Genomic DNA, 13,407 nt, shown 5'->3' with positions numbered 1-13,407 from the left:
CCAGAAGTGCGACGGCTATCGCCCAACTCCTGGCTCTTCGACGCCAATCGCGTTGCCGTGTCTGAGTGAACACGGACCCCCCCGTCTTCTTAATTTTTCATTACAAGAAAGCTGCGAGGATCATGTGTTGGCCAAAACATGACCGTCAATAGTGTCGTGCGTCACATTGACCTCTCCCGTTGCAGCTGCCGGTCCTCCAAACAACTCCGACCCTGGTTCGAACAACACCGCACAATGAACGATGATCTGATGGTCACTCACGACAGTTCCTCCAGTGGTGGGACGCGAGTCCAGGACGGAGTCAGGGATCATGAGCTCTTCCCACGGCGAGGGCAGCAGCGCCTCTTTCAAGATCGACACGACCAAGCCCCATCCGGCCCGGATGTACGACTACTTCCTGGGCGGGAAGGACAACTACGAGGTCGATCAGGAAGCCGCCGAGAAGTTCATCAAGGCGGCTCCGGAGGTGCGGCTGGCCGTGCGGGCCAACCGGAGCTTCATGCACCGCGCCGTCCGGCACGTCGTCGCCGAGGGCGGTATCCGCCAGATCCTCGACATAGGCACCGGCCTGCCGACCGAGCCCAACGTGCACCAGATCGCGCGGGCCATCGCCCCCGAGACCCGCGTCGCCTACGTCGACAACGACCCGATCGTCAGCACGCACTCGATGGCTCTCATCGGCGACGACGACACGGACACCTCCGTCGCCCTGGCCGACCTGCGCGACCCCCGGGCCATCCTCGACCACCCCGACGTGCGCAAGCTCATCGACTTCGACCAGCCGGTCGCCCTGCTGCTGGTGGCGATCATGCACTTCATCACCGAGGCGGAGGACCCGGACGCCCTCCTCGCCACCTACCGCGACGCGCTGCCCACCGGCTCCTACCTGGTCCTGTCGCATGCGACGGGCGACCTCCACGAGGACGGGCGCAAGGACGCGGCCGCCGTCTACAAGAGCGCCACCGCCAGCATGAACCCCCGGCCCCGCGCCCGCGTCCTCGACTTCTTCGGCGACTTCACCCTGATCGAGCCGGGCCTGGCCCTGGTCCCGGACTGGCGTCCCGACGAGCCGGCCCAGCCCGACACCCCGCCGATCGGCATCTACGGCGCAGTGGCCCGCAAGAACGGCTGAGACCCCTCGTCCGCACGAGGGCTCTCACCGCAGCGGGGTCGTCTCCAGGGCCTCGTGGGCCTGGCGTTCCGCCGGGGCCGCGGTCTGTTCCGCGACCCGGCGGAAGGTGTCCTGGGCGGGCCGGGCCGGCCAGTCGGGGGGCAGGTGGCGGGCGGGGAGTCGGGGGTCGGTGCGGATCGTCCAGAGCCACTCGCTGACCAGCCGCAGTCGGATGCCGATCGGGTCGTCGCCCGGGCCGGCGTTCAGATGGGCGGTCCAGCGCTTGTCGAAAGAGACGTAGCGGGCGGCGATGCTCTCCAGGTCCCAGGTGTCGCGGATCATGAGGCCGATGTCGATGCCCTCGTCGGCGGAGGCGTGGAAGATCTTGACGTGGGCGGTCAGGCCGAGTTCGGCGACCACAGCGGCGACGTCCACCCTCCCCGGCGCGATCCACAGCCCGCTGTACAGCGCGCCGAACCCGGACCAGGCGAGCCGTGAGCGCAGGTCGTGGCGCTCACGCTGGCGCGACTCGGGAAGCGAGAAGCCCAGCAGCGTCCAGTCGCCGTCCCAGTCGTCGTTGACCGCGCTGTCGCGCCAGATGCGGGTGCGACCGTCCCACAGGACGCGCGTCGCCTGCTCGGTCAGGCCGAAGTACATCCTGCGGCCCTCCCGCTGCCGCCGCAGCAGCCCCCGGCTGACCATGCGGGTCAGCGTGGACCGCACGGCCTGTTCACCGACCCCGACCCGGCCGAGGACGTCGATGATGCTGCCCGAGTAGACGCACAGGTCGCCCTCTTCCAGCACATGGTTGCCGAAGAAGGCGAGCATGAGCGACTGCGGGCGCAGTTGCGGAGCAGCGCCTTCAGAGGTGTCCGGCATGTTGTCCGGGATGTCGTCGTCCTCCACGGGGGAAAGGGTACGGCCGTCCGCCGCACCCACCGGCGGGCGGGCGGCCGTACGGGGTCAGCGGCCGTCGGGTCCGTCGGCGGGGTGCGCGAGGTCGTACGGGCGGAGGTACGGGGTCGGCCGGTAGGAGACGTAGCGGGTGGGCGTGCTCGGATCGGCCGCCGTCGCACGGGAGTTGAGGGACTGCGGGTCGGTGCCCTGCCAGCGGCCGGCGGTGAGACGGACCTCCAGGGTGTGCAGCGCGGCGAGCTGCTCGGCGGGGCTGAAGGTGCAGTGGCCGGCGTTGTCGACGTACGCCTGGCGGAGGAGGGCCGAGGAACCGGCGGCCGTGACGGCCCGGCGCAGGGCGCTCTCCGTCTGGACCGGGACGAGGGCGTCGCCGATGGTGTGCACGGACAGCTGCGGCTTGGCGAGTTCGCCGGTGAAGGAGCTGGTGTCGCGCATCCACTCGACGGCCGCCGGGTCGGCGCCGATGCGCGGGGCGCGGTTCAGGGCGGCCAGGTCGGCGCGCAGGGAGAGGTCGGCCGCCTTGTACAGCTCACCGACCTCCTTGCGGACGGAGGACTGCCCGAGCAGCCTCGCGTAGTCGACCCCGGTGTTCCAGGACATGTTGCCGCCCGCCCGCGCCTCGGCCTCCTGCCGCCGGTTGAAGCCGGCGTTCAGCAGGCCCTTGACCGCGGCGTACTGGTTGACCTGCTGCGCGTCCCAGTCCGTCGCGGCCGGCCGGGTCTGCGTCGGCTGGTTCCAGACGGGGATGTTGTGCAGGGCGGCGGCGAGCGCGATACGGGCCCGGCCGGCGGCCGTCGTCTGCGCGGACTCCACGACGGCGGTGAGGGCGCCGGCCGTGGCGGTGGCGGCCGCCTGGTCGGGCAGGCCGGTCAGCGGGACGTCGGAGCCGGGCGCGAGCAGCGTCTTGATCGCGAAGACGGGGTCGAGGGTGTTGTTCCAGTTGGCGACGCCGCCCTGGACCAGCCCGCACAGGGCGATCGAGCCGTCGATGCGGTCCGGGTGGCGCTCGGCGATGGCGGTGGTGACCAGTCCGCCGTACGACCGTCCCCACGCGATGGTGCGACCGGCCGCGCCGAAGCGGTCGGTGAAGGCGGAGAGGGCGGCGAGCTGGTCGGGGACCGCGTCCGTGACCGCCCAGCCCGTGGTGGCGTAGGAGGAACCGACGAGCGCGTAGCCCTTCGCGAGGAGCAGGACCTTCGTGGCGTCGTCCGGGGCGTCCTGGGCGGGGTTGGCGGGGCCGGCCGCGTAGCCGTGGCTGAAGAGGAGAACGGTGCCGTTCCAGGCGGCGGGCACGTCCATCATGTACGTGGCGCCGGAGGGGAGTCGGCCTTCGACGTGGCTCGTGTCCGCCGCCGTCGCCGTCGTGGCGGGGAGGGCGGTGACCGCGAGCAGCAGGGCTGCGACTAAGGCGGTACGGGTGCAGGTGCGGGGCGTCATGCGGTGATCTCCTGGGTGTGGGGGGCGTCGGAGTCTGCGGTGGTCGCGTCGGCGGTGTCGGCGAGGGACGTCCGGCTGGTCTCGCGTACGAGAAGGACGGTCACGGCGGTCACGGCCGCGCCGCCGCACAGCAGCAGCGCGACGGGAGTGCTGTCGCCGCTCCCCGCCACCAGGCTCCCCGCGATCATCGGGGAGAATCCGGCGCCGATGAGGGTGGCGCCCTGGTAGCCGAGGGAGGCGCCGGTGTAGCGGACCCGGGTGCCGAACATCTCGGTGAGCAGCGCGCCCAGCGGGCCGTACATCATGGACTGGGCGATGCCGTGGCCGAGGACTACCGCGAGGATCAGCAGCCCCGGCGACTTCGAGTCGACGAGCGCGAGGACGGGGAAGGCGAGAGCCGCCGAGGCGAGGGCGCCGACGAGGACGACCGGGCGGCGGCCGACCCGGTCGGAGAGCGCGGACGCGCAGGGCAGCACGACCAGGGCGACGGCGGCGGACACCGTGAGCGCGGTGAGCACCTGGGGGCGGGCGTAGCCGATGCCGGTGGCGTAGGCGATGAGGTAGCTGGTCAGCAGCGACTGGGCGGTGAAGGCACCGATGCCGACCCCGCAGGCCAGCAGCACGGGACGGGGGTGCCGCAGCACGTCGAGGATCGGCAGCCGGGACTCGGCGCGCTCCTTCTTCACCGCGGCGAAGAGCGGGCTCTCGACGACCTTGAGGCGGACGAAGAGTCCGACGCCGAGCAGCACCACGCTCAGCAGGAACGGCACACGCCAGCCCCAGGCCGCGAACTCGTCCTCGGGGAGGGTGACGACCAGCGTGACGACGGCGGTGGAGAGCAGGGAGCCGAGCGGGGCCCCCATCTGCGTGAAACTGGACCACAGTCCGCGCCGCCGCTCGCCCGCGTGCTCGACGACCATCAGCGTGGCGCCGCCCCACTCACCGCCGATGGCGATGCCCTGGACGACGCGCAGGGTGATCAGCAGCACCGGTGCCCACACGCCGATCGTGTCGTACGTGGGCAGCAGGCCGACGAGGAAACTCGCGCCGCCCATCAGGCCCATGGTGAGCAGCAGCATCGACTTGCGGCCGAGCCGGTCGCCGAAGTGCCCGAAGAGGATCCCGCCGAGCGGGCGGGCGACATAGCCGGCGGCGAAGGTGCCGAACGCGGCGACGGTGCCGACGGCCGGATCGGCGCCGGGGAAGAAGAGCTCGCCGAAGACGAGGGCGGCGACGGTTCCGTAGACGAGGAAGTCGTAGAACTCCACGGCGGTGCCGAGCAGTCCGGAGGCGGCGACCATACGCAACTGCCGGGTTGATGCGACGGGGGACGAAGGCATCGCGGTCTCCCTTGAGCGGGGGAAGGACACCGAGAAGTTAGGCCTTCATTTAACCGCCGTCAATAAAATGCACAACATTGGCCGGGCGGCGACGCGCCTGAGGGCGGTGGCACCGGCCACCGCCCTCGGAAACGGTTCCTACAGCAGATCCACCAGCGTCGCCCGCGCCCGCGCCACGCGCGAACGGACCGTGCCGACCGGGCAGTCGCTCGCCCGAGCCGCCTCCGCGTAGGGCAGGCCGGCCAGTTGCGTGAGGACGAACGCCTCCCGCCGCTCGTCCGGCAGCGAGGCCAGCAGATCCAGCAGGACGACGCCGTCGTCGAAGCCGGGCAGGTCGCGCGGCTGGACGCGCTCCGCGGCGACCTGCCAGTCCGGGACGTCGGAAAGCCGGGGGCGGGCGGCGGCGTACCGATGGCTGTCGACCACCGCCCGGCGGGCGATGGACAGCAGCCAGGACCGCGCCGAGGAACGGCCCTCGAACCGGTGCAGGCTGCCGAGGGCGCGCAGGAAGGTGTCCTGGGCGAGGTCGTCGACGGCCTGGGGGTCGGCGCACAGATGGGCGACGTAGCGCAGGACGTCGCGGTGCAGAGCGCGGACGAACTGCTCGACGGCGTCCGCGTCACCGGCACGGGCGGCGAGCGCCCACGCCGTTATCGACTCGTCCCGGGAGGCGTGGGACGCCTGGGACGGCTTTGGGGCAGTACTGATCACCTGGTGTCCTTCTCGGATCATCCATGAGGGAACGCCTGAGGGCATGTGCCGGAACATGGGTCAGGCCATGTGTCAGGGCATGCGTCAGGGCATGTGTGAGGGCATGAGGAAGAGACAGCCGTCGGCAGCCGTATGGCGTCAGGCGGCGGCAGCGGTCCTCAGGGGTGGGCCCCTCGTGGTGATCGCGTAGGTGAGAAGGAGAAGCCGCGGCGCGCGCTCCGATCCGCGGCGGCTGAACCGGACGCGCGGGCGCTCCGGGGTGACGGGCAGGGCGAGCAGCAGTCGCAGCGGCGCGGCCAGCCATCCGGCCACCGCCCGCAGGATCCGGAACACGGCCCTCTCGCCGTGGGCCAGCCACAGCCCGCACAGCAGCGCGGCGAGCAGGTGGGCGGCGAGCATGCCGAACGAGGACGAGCCGCCCATGCCGACGGCCTCACCCAAAGGGTCCGTGTGGCCCATGTGCTCCATGTGCCCTGCATGGCTCATGCGGCCCATACCGGCCATGTCCATGGAGTCCATCTCCATGGCCCCGGCCGATGGTTGCCGTTCCGTCAGTGAGAACGCCGTGTGCAGGACCGTCTGGGCGGCGAGCACGACCGTCACGATGAGGGGGAGTCCGCGTTCCCGGCCCGCCAGGCTCCAGCCGGCGGCGCCGGTGAGGGCCACGCTCGCGGCCAGCGCCCACGCGGGCACCTCGGAGCCGGACATCATCACGTGCCCCAGGGCGGCGAGCAGCACGCAGACGGCCGCGAACAGCGCGGCCCGTAGCGTGCGAGAACACCACCCAGCGGCCATGGCGACACATCCTCGCATCCGGACAACGGTCGTCGTGCGGGGGTACGGAATTCACCCCGGTCCGCACCTCAATCGGCGGCTGTGACCTGCCTCACCTCACACCCGCCGTCCGCACCGCCGTCAGCGCCAGCGCCCGCGCCGTCTCCACCACCTCCCGGAGGGACACCTGTTCGCGTGCGCTGTGGGCGACGCCGATGTCCCCCGGCCCGAACTGCACCGTCGGGATCCCGGCCCCGGCGTAGAGCCGCAGGTCGCTCCCGTAGGTGGCCCCGCGTTCGCGCGGTCGCGCCGCGCCGGTCGCGTCGGCGTACGCGTCCGCGACGACGTCCCGCAGCGGATGCCCGGCCGCCAGCCGGCCGCTCGCGAACTGGCCGCCGGGCCAGGTCACGGTCGCCGGATGCGCGCGCAGCCAGTCGTCCTGCGCGCAGGCCTCGGCCACGCACCGCTCCAGCGCCGCCCGCGCCACGCCAGGGTCCTCCCCGAGCCGCACCCCGAGCCGCCCCTCCGCGACCAGCAGATCGGGCACGCTGCTCGCCCAGTCCCCGGAGCGCACGGTGCCGACGGACAGGGAGTACGGGATCGGGTACTCGGCGAGCAGCGGATCCGGGTCCCGGTTGCGCTCGCCCTCCAGCCGGGCCAGCGCCCGGTGCAACGGCAGGTAGGCGTCGATCGCGCTGACCCCGGCCTCCCGCGAACTGGCGTGGGCGGCCTTGCCGGGGACGGTGATCCGGAAGGTCAGCGCGCCCGCGTTGGCGGTGATCACCGTCCGCGAGGTGGGTTCGGCGATGACGCAGGCGTCGCCGCCGTACCCGCGCCGCAACGTGCCGAAGGCACCGAGTCCGCCGTCCTCCTCGCCGACGACGAAGTGCACGGCGACCCGTCCGCGCAGCCGCACCCCGGCCGCCCGGATCGCGGCCAGCGCGCCCAGGTGGGCCGCAAGCCCGGCCTTCATGTCGCACGCGCCCCGCCCGTGCACGAGGTCCCCGGTGACCCGTGGCACGAACGGGTCGCCGTCCCAGGCGGCGGGGTCGCCGGGCGGGACGACGTCCACATGGCCCTGCAGGATCAGCGTCGGCCCGTCACCGTCCCCGGGGGTGTGGCCCACCAGTCCCCAGGCCTCGTCGCGCGGGGCCTCGGCGCCGGGGAAGTCGGGGTCGGCGCGCAGGGCGGGCAGGTCCATGGACCACAGGTCGACGTCGAGCCCGAGCCGCTCCAGCCGCCCGGCGAGGTGATGCTGGATCTCGGACTCGGCCGGGCTCCCGCCGACGCTCGGTATCGCGATCAGCTCCGCCAGCGTCCGCCCGACGGCCTCCTCGTCCACCGCCGCCAGCACCGCGGCCTCCCGGTCATCGAGCACGCCCCACTCCCTCCGTCACCGGCGGACCGCTCCCGCCACCGCAGAAGGCATACCTGCTCACCGCGGCCCGCTGCTACGCGGGGGACGCTACGCCGTGTCCGGCGGCCCGCCGCCCACCGTGAACCCGATCACCGAGCCGCCGCCCGCCCGCCGGAAGGCGAACGGCCCGCCCCCGTGGGCCAGCGCCACCTCGCGCACGATCGACAGGCCGAGGCCGGAGCCGGGCAGGGAGCGGGCGTCGGCGGCGCGGTAGAAGCGGTCGAAGACCCGGGTCAGGTCGGCCTCGGCGATGCCGGGCCCGCGGTCGAGGACCTCGACGCGGACGACGCCCGGCCGGGCGGGCCCGGTGACGGCGATCTCGACCGGCGCCCGCCCCTCGCGGTCGAACTTGGTCGCGTTCTCCACCAGGTTGGACAGCGCCCGCTGGAGCATGCCCGGCCGCCCGTGGGTGGTGGTGGCGCCGCTCACCCGGAGCACGACCTGCCGTCCGGTGCGGCGCCGGGCGAGGCCCGCGACCTCCTCCGCGATGTCGGCGAGGTCCAGCTTGCGCGGCGGCTCGGTGTCGGACTGGCCGGCCGCGAGATCGACCAGCTCGTTCACCAGGTCGGTCAGTTCACGGGCCTCCTGGCCCAGATCCGCCACCAGCTCGGCGCGGGCGTCGGGCGGCAGCTCGTCGATGCGGTGCAGCAGCGAGATGTTCGTCCGCAACGACGTCAGCGGCGTGCGCAGCTCGTGCCCCGCGTCCTGGACGAGCCGCCGCTGGTCCTCCTCCGACTGGGCGAGCCGGCCCAGCATGCGGTCGAAGGCTCGGCCCAGCCGGCCCACCTCGTCGTAGCCGGTGACCGGCACCTGCACGCCGAGCCGGCGCGTGCGGGCGACGTCCTCGGCGGCGGTCGTGAGGATGACGAGCCGGTGGGTGATGCGCCGGGCCAGCCACCAGCCGAACAGCCCGGCGGCCGTCACCACGGCGGTCATCAGGACGAGCGTGCGCTGCTGGAGCGCCCGCAGCAGGTCCTCGGTGTCGCTGAACTCCTGCGCCACCTGCACCGCGCCCCGGCCGCCGCCCAGCGAGACGGTCGCGATGCGGTAGACGTCGCTGCCGACGTCCACGTCCTTGTGCTCGATGATCCGCCCGGACGTCGCGGCGGCGGCGATCGTGCGGTCGGCGGCCACGACCGGCAGCCCGGGGGTGCCGTGGTCCACGACCGAGCCGGCCGGGCCCAGCACCTGCACGTCCGTCCGGGCCGGCCGCACGAGGTCGTGGCCCGGCGCGGCCGAGGAGAAGTCCTCCGGCGCCATCCGGGTGTCGCGCACCTCGTCCCGCAGATCCTGCACGACCTCGTCGAACACCGTCTCCTGGTCGACCCGGACCAGCCGGGCGGCCGCCGAGTACGACAGGACGCCGATCAGGACCGTGACGGCGGCGGTGACGGCCGCGAAGGACACCGCGAAGGTGGTGCGCAGCGACACCAGTTTCGGCCGCGGCCGGGACACGACCCGACGCAGCCGACGCATCAGGTCCGGACCGCTCACCCGCTCGCCCCTCAGTCCTCCCGCAGCACGTAACCCACCCCGCGCACGGTGTGGATCAGCTGCGGGGCGCCCGGCTGGTCGAGCTTGCGGCGCAGGTAGCCGACGTAGACGGCGAGGTTCTTGGAGCCGGGCCCGAAATCGTAGCCCCAGATCCGGTCGTAGATCGTGGAGTGGTCCAGGACGATCCCGGCGTTGCGCACGAGCAGCTCCAGCAGCTCGAACTCGGTCCGGGTCAGCTCCAGCTCCCGCCCGGCCCGCCAGGCCCGCCGCGCCTGCGGGTCCATCCGCAGCCCGGCCGCCTCCAGATACCGCTGCTCGGGCAGCTGCTTGGGGACGTCGGGCACCACGGGCGTCGCGGCGTCGGGGTTGGTCCGGCGCAGCAGCGCCCGCAGCCGGGCGAAGACCTCCTCGACGTCGAACGGCTTGACGACGTAGTCGTCGGCGCCCGCGTCGAGACCGGCGATCCGGTCGGCGGTCTCCACCAGCGCGGTCAGCATCAGGATGGGCGTGCGGTCCCCTTCGGCGCGCAGCACCCGGCAGACCTGAAGGCCGTCGATCCCGGGCATCATCACGTCGAGGAGGAGCACGTCCGGCGGATTCTTGTGGGCGTGCGCCAGCGCCTCGACCCCGTCGGCGACCGCGGTGACCCGGTAGCCCTCCAGGGACAAGGCGCGTTCCAGGGCGTTGCGGATGGCACGGTCGTCTTCGGCGAGCAGCACGGTGGGAGGCACCGACCCAGTCTGCCAAGGCCTCCGGCGGTTGGGCGGTCCGGACGGTCCTACGATCACCCTTCTTACTTGGCTCTCACCGTCCGGGTGGGCGTTCCTGGGGGCTGCCGCCCCCAGATCCCCGCCTCGGCCTGAACGGCCTCGTCCTCAAACGCCGGACGGGCTGGTGAGCGCCGCCAGCTGGTCCGCGAACGGCACCACCGTGAACTGCTCCTTCACCGGAGCCGACGGAGTCATCTGCGCCGCCAGCTCCCCCGCCGCCCGCTCGATCCGCTCGGGCAGGCCCTCGGCGCCCCAGTCCTCCGAGGCCGCGTAGACGGCCGTCGGCATGACGACGGCCCGCAGGTAGGAGAAGAGCGGCCGCAGGGCGTGCTCGAGGACCAGCGAGTGCCGAGCCGAACCACCCGTGGCGGCGATCAGCACCGGCTTGCCGGCCAGCGCGTCCGGGTCGAGCACATCGAAGAAGGACTTGAACAGTCCGCTGTACGACGCGCTGAACACCGGCGTGACGACGATCAGCCCGTCCGCCGCCGTCACCGCATCGAGCGCGGCCGCCAGCTTCCGGCCGGGGAAACCGCTGGTGAAGTTGTGGGCGATCTCGACGGCGAGGTCGCGCAGCTCCACGACCTCCACCTCCGCCGAGGTCCGCCCGGCGGTCGCGGTCGCCAGCCGGTCGGCCAGCAACCGGGTCGACGACGGGACGCTCAGCCCCGCCGAGACGACGACGAGCTTCATGCGACGTTCACCCCTTCCCGGGTGGCCTTGACCAGCGAGGCGTGGGTCGGCGCGTCCGGCACATCGGCCGGCCGGCCGATGGCGAACTCCTTGCGCAGCACCGGCACGACCTCCTCGCCGAGCAGGTCGAGCTGCTCCAGCACGGTCTTCAGCGGCAGCCCCGCGTGGTCCAGGAGGAACAGCTGACGCTGGTAGTCGCCGGCGTACTCGCGGAACTTGAGGGTCTTCTCGATGACCTGCTCGGGCGTGCCGACGGTCAGCGGGGTCTGGTCGGTGAAGTCCTCCAGGGACGGCCCGTGACCGTAGACCGGCGCGTTGTCGAAGTACGGCCGGAACTCACGGACGGCGTCCTGCGAGTTCTTCCGCATGAACACCTGGCCGCCGAGCCCGACGATGGCCTGCTCGGGCGTGCCGTGCCCGTAGTGCGCGTACCGGGCCCGGTACAGCTCGACCATCTGCTTGGTGTGGTCGGCGGGCCAGAAGATGTTGTTGTGGAAGAAGCCGTCGCCGTAGAACGCGGCCTGCTCGGCGATCTCGGGTGACCGGATGGACCCGTGCCAGACGAACGGCGGCACGTCGTCGAGCGGCCGGGGCGTCGAGGTGAACCCCTGCAGGGCGGTCCGGAACTTCCCCTCCCAGTCCACGACGTCCTCGCGCCACAGCCTGCGCAGCAGGGCGTAGTTCTCGATGGCGAGGTTGATGCCCTGCCGGATGTCCTGCCCGAACCAGGGGTACACCGGGCCGGTGTTGCCGCGCCCCATCATCAGGTCCACCCGGCCGTCGGCCAGGTGCTGGAGCATCGCGAAGTCCTCGGCGATCTTCACCGGGTCGTTGGTGGTGATGAGGGTGGTGGAGGTGGAGAGGATCAGCTTCTCCGTCTGCGCGGCTATGTAGCCGAGCATCGTGGTCGGGGACGACGGCACGAACGGCGGGTTGTGGTGCTCGCCGGTGGCGAAGACGTCGAGGCCGACCTCCTCGGCCTTCAGCGCGATGGCGACCATGGCCTTGATCCGCTCGCGCTCGCTCGGCGTACGGCCCGTCGTGGGGTCCGGCGTGACATCGCCGACGCTGAAGATCCCGAACTGCATGGTCGCTCACCCTCCAGGTTGTTTACGCTTCAACTATACCTGCAGAACGGCGCCCCCTCCCCGGCTATTCCCACCCCGGTCGTCCCGCCCGGCGGCCGAAGACCCCCGCCCCGGTCACCCCGCCCCCGTCATCTTTGCCCCCGTCCCGTGGACGTCACTTCCCGTACGGATCCCGGCCGGTCCGCGCGAGCAGCCGCTCGAACTCCGACGCCCCCTCCGCCACCGCCACCGGCTCCCCGAACACCCCCATCTTCCGGGCCGTCGGCTCCAGCTGTGCGACCGCGCCCGCCAGCTCCGCCACCACCGCGTCGTCGGCCGCCCGGTACTCCTGGCCCGTGGCCCGCGCCAGATCCCACAGGTGCACGGTCAGATCCAGCAACGCCATCGAGCCGACCAACCGGGCCGGCATGTCCATCGCCCCGGTCGTGCCCTCCTCGGCGCCGGGCACGGACCACGCAGCCACCAGCCGGTCCGCCTCCGCGAGCAGTCCCGCCCGCCAGTCGGACTCCTCTCCCACCCGGTCCGGGGCCTCGCCGAAGTCCGACGCCTCCTTCGCCGCCAGCCGCTGGAACTGCACGAGCACCTGGAAGACATGGTTGACCAGGGCCTTCACGTCGTACTCCGCACAGGGCGTGGGAGCGGCCAGCGTCGCGTCCGCAATGCCCCGCACCACCGGCACGGCCCGCTCCCGCGCCAGGCCCAGCAGCTCACCGATGCCGTACGCCTTCGCACGGTCCGCGTTCTCGCTCGTGTTCGCGTTCGTGTCCATGCCTCGACCGTACGGACGCCGGACCCCGCCCATCTTGAAGAAACGCGACGTACGATCCGGACATGGCCGCCCCCCGCCGCGACACCCGCGGGATCGTCGACCCGGCCGGCCTGCTGACCCGTGTGCGGTTCCGCCGCCACCGGCCCGCCGAGCCGCTGCGCCGCCATGTCGAGACGTACTGGTTCATCGACTGGGACCTGCCCGAGCCCTACGCCTCCCACGTCGTCCCGCACCCCTCCGTCAACCTCACCTTCCAGTGGGACGCCGACGACGGCCCGCCCTACGGCGAGCTGACCGGCGTCGCACTCGGCCTCTTCACCCGGAAGCTGACCGGACAGGGCCGGGTGTGCGGGGCGAAGTTCCGGCCCGGCGGCTTCCGGCCCTACGCCCCCGACGTGCCCGTCTCGCACTGGACCGGCCGCGCACTGCCCGCCCGGGACGTCTTCCCGCGAGCCGACGACGCCACCGCCCGGTCGGTCGTCACCCCCGCCGACGACCTCGACCGGATCGCCGCGCTCGACGCCTTCCTGCTCTCCCTCGACCCCGCGCCCGACCCCCGGGCCGACCACGCCATGGACCTCGTCCAGCACGTGCGCACCGACCGCAGCCTGCGCAGGGTCACCGACCTGGCCGACCAGGAGGGCGTCTCCGTGCGACTCCTCCAACGCCTCTTCGCCGGCTACGTGGGCGTGAGCCCCAAGTGGGTCATCCTGCGCTACCGCATCCACGAGGCCCTGGAGCGCGCCGAGACCGAGGAGGCGCTGGACTGGCCCTCCCTCGCGGCCGACCTGGGCTATGCCGACCAGGCGCATCTGATCCGCGACTTCAAGGCGACGATCGGCGTACCGCCCACGGCCTACGCACCCGCCTCAGCCAAGCGGTAGCACT

General features: G+C 72.4%; 13 protein-coding genes. 2 read left to right on the top strand and 11 right to left on the bottom strand.

Annotation, left to right across the window (positions count from 1 at the left end; all coding sequences use genetic code 11):
- Nucleotides 1–310 precede the first annotated feature (310 nt).
- On the top strand, nt 311–1,132 hold the full coding sequence (locus ABZ725_RS00290; RefSeq protein ID WP_358800649.1) for an SAM-dependent methyltransferase: 822 nt from the start codon (nt 311–313) through the stop codon (nt 1,130–1,132).
- Between the two features lie 24 nt (nt 1,133–1,156).
- On the opposite strand, the gene ABZ725_RS00285 is transcribed toward ABZ725_RS00290, so the two are convergent.
- The 11 genes from ABZ725_RS00285 to ABZ725_RS00235 form a co-directional block, all read right to left on the bottom strand.
- Complete coding sequence (locus ABZ725_RS00285; RefSeq protein ID WP_358801338.1) at nt 1,157–1,990, bottom strand: PaaX family transcriptional regulator C-terminal domain-containing protein; 834 nt, start codon at nt 1,988–1,990, stop codon at nt 1,157–1,159.
- 84 nt (nt 1,991–2,074) lie between these two features.
- Nucleotides 2,075–3,463 carry a prolyl oligopeptidase family serine peptidase gene (locus ABZ725_RS00280; protein WP_358800648.1) on the bottom strand — a complete coding sequence of 463 codons (1,389 nt, stop codon included), beginning with the start codon at nt 3,461–3,463 and terminating at the stop codon, nt 2,075–2,077.
- Nucleotides 3,460–4,803 (bottom strand): MFS transporter, encoded by a 1,344-nt coding sequence (locus ABZ725_RS00275; protein WP_358800647.1) that lies wholly within the window; start codon nt 4,801–4,803, stop codon nt 3,460–3,462. Before ABZ725_RS00275 ends, ABZ725_RS00280 begins: the two co-directional genes overlap by 4 nt.
- Before the next feature lie 138 nt (nt 4,804–4,941).
- Nucleotides 4,942–5,535, bottom strand: a complete 594-nt coding sequence (locus ABZ725_RS00270) for a sigma-70 family RNA polymerase sigma factor (RefSeq protein WP_358800646.1) — start codon at nt 5,533–5,535, stop codon at nt 4,942–4,944.
- A 117-nt stretch (nt 5,536–5,652) separates the two neighbouring features.
- A complete protein-coding gene (locus tag ABZ725_RS00265) occupies nt 5,653–6,309 on the bottom strand; it encodes a hypothetical protein (RefSeq protein ID WP_358800645.1) in 657 nt (218 codons plus the stop codon).
- A gap of 91 nt (nt 6,310–6,400) precedes the next feature.
- On the bottom strand, nt 6,401–7,666 hold the full coding sequence (locus ABZ725_RS00260; protein WP_358800644.1) for an ArgE/DapE family deacylase: 1,266 nt from the start codon (nt 7,664–7,666) through the stop codon (nt 6,401–6,403).
- Between the two features lie 87 nt (nt 7,667–7,753).
- Nucleotides 7,754–9,181 (bottom strand): HAMP domain-containing sensor histidine kinase, encoded by a 1,428-nt coding sequence (locus tag ABZ725_RS00255; protein ID WP_358801337.1) that lies wholly within the window; start codon nt 9,179–9,181, stop codon nt 7,754–7,756.
- A 29-nt stretch (nt 9,182–9,210) separates the two neighbouring features.
- Entirely contained in the window at nt 9,211–9,930 is a 720-nt protein-coding gene (locus ABZ725_RS00250) for a response regulator transcription factor (RefSeq protein WP_358800643.1), read from the bottom strand.
- A 144-nt stretch (nt 9,931–10,074) separates the two neighbouring features.
- A complete protein-coding gene (locus ABZ725_RS00245) occupies nt 10,075–10,662 on the bottom strand; it encodes an FMN reductase (protein ID WP_358800642.1) in 588 nt (195 codons plus the stop codon).
- On the bottom strand, nt 10,659–11,750 hold the full coding sequence (locus ABZ725_RS00240) for an LLM class flavin-dependent oxidoreductase (protein ID WP_358800641.1): 1,092 nt from the start codon (nt 11,748–11,750) through the stop codon (nt 10,659–10,661). Before ABZ725_RS00240 ends, ABZ725_RS00245 begins: the two co-directional genes overlap by 4 nt.
- Before the next feature lie 154 nt (nt 11,751–11,904).
- Nucleotides 11,905–12,519, bottom strand: a complete 615-nt coding sequence (locus ABZ725_RS00235) for a TIGR03086 family metal-binding protein (protein ID WP_358800640.1) — start codon at nt 12,517–12,519, stop codon at nt 11,905–11,907.
- 62 nt (nt 12,520–12,581) lie between these two features.
- Between ABZ725_RS00235 and ABZ725_RS00230 the strand changes: the two genes are divergently transcribed.
- Complete coding sequence (locus ABZ725_RS00230; protein ID WP_358800639.1) at nt 12,582–13,403, top strand: helix-turn-helix transcriptional regulator; 822 nt, start codon at nt 12,582–12,584, stop codon at nt 13,401–13,403.
- The last annotated feature ends 4 nt before the right edge of the window (nt 13,404–13,407 follow it).

The organism is Streptomyces sp. NPDC006872 (genome assembly GCF_040635845.1).
Taxonomy (GTDB): domain Bacteria; phylum Actinomycetota; class Actinomycetes; order Streptomycetales; family Streptomycetaceae; genus Streptomyces.
This window is presented reverse-complemented; position numbering and strand designations above follow the sequence as displayed.

What these genes read in the sequence shown, in the direction of transcription:
- ABZ725_RS00290 (WP_358800649.1), top strand. Translation starts at nt 311, where the DNA reads ATGAGCTCTTCCCACGGCGAGGGCAGCAGCGCCTCTTTCAAGATCGAC.
- ABZ725_RS00285 (WP_358801338.1), bottom strand. Translation starts at nt 1,990, where the DNA reads ATGCCGGACACCTCTGAAGGCGCTGCTCCGCAACTGCGCCCGCAGTCG.
- ABZ725_RS00280 (WP_358800648.1), bottom strand. Translation starts at nt 3,463, where the DNA reads ATGACGCCCCGCACCTGCACCCGTACCGCCTTAGTCGCAGCCCTGCTG.
- ABZ725_RS00275 (WP_358800647.1), bottom strand. Translation starts at nt 4,803, where the DNA reads ATGCCTTCGTCCCCCGTCGCATCAACCCGGCAGTTGCGTATGGTCGCC.
- ABZ725_RS00270 (WP_358800646.1), bottom strand. Translation starts at nt 5,535, where the DNA reads ATGATCCGAGAAGGACACCAGGTGATCAGTACTGCCCCAAAGCCGTCC.
- ABZ725_RS00265 (WP_358800645.1), bottom strand. Translation starts at nt 6,309, where the DNA reads ATGGCCGCTGGGTGGTGTTCTCGCACGCTACGGGCCGCGCTGTTCGCG.
- ABZ725_RS00255 (WP_358801337.1), bottom strand. Translation starts at nt 9,181, where the DNA reads ATGCGTCGGCTGCGTCGGGTCGTGTCCCGGCCGCGGCCGAAACTGGTG.
- ABZ725_RS00245 (WP_358800642.1), bottom strand. Translation starts at nt 10,662, where the DNA reads ATGAAGCTCGTCGTCGTCTCGGCGGGGCTGAGCGTCCCGTCGTCGACC.
- ABZ725_RS00240 (WP_358800641.1), bottom strand. Translation starts at nt 11,750, where the DNA reads ATGCAGTTCGGGATCTTCAGCGTCGGCGATGTCACGCCGGACCCCACG.
- ABZ725_RS00235 (WP_358800640.1), bottom strand. Translation starts at nt 12,519, where the DNA reads ATGGACACGAACGCGAACACGAGCGAGAACGCGGACCGTGCGAAGGCG.
- ABZ725_RS00230 (WP_358800639.1), top strand. Translation starts at nt 12,582, where the DNA reads ATGGCCGCCCCCCGCCGCGACACCCGCGGGATCGTCGACCCGGCCGGC.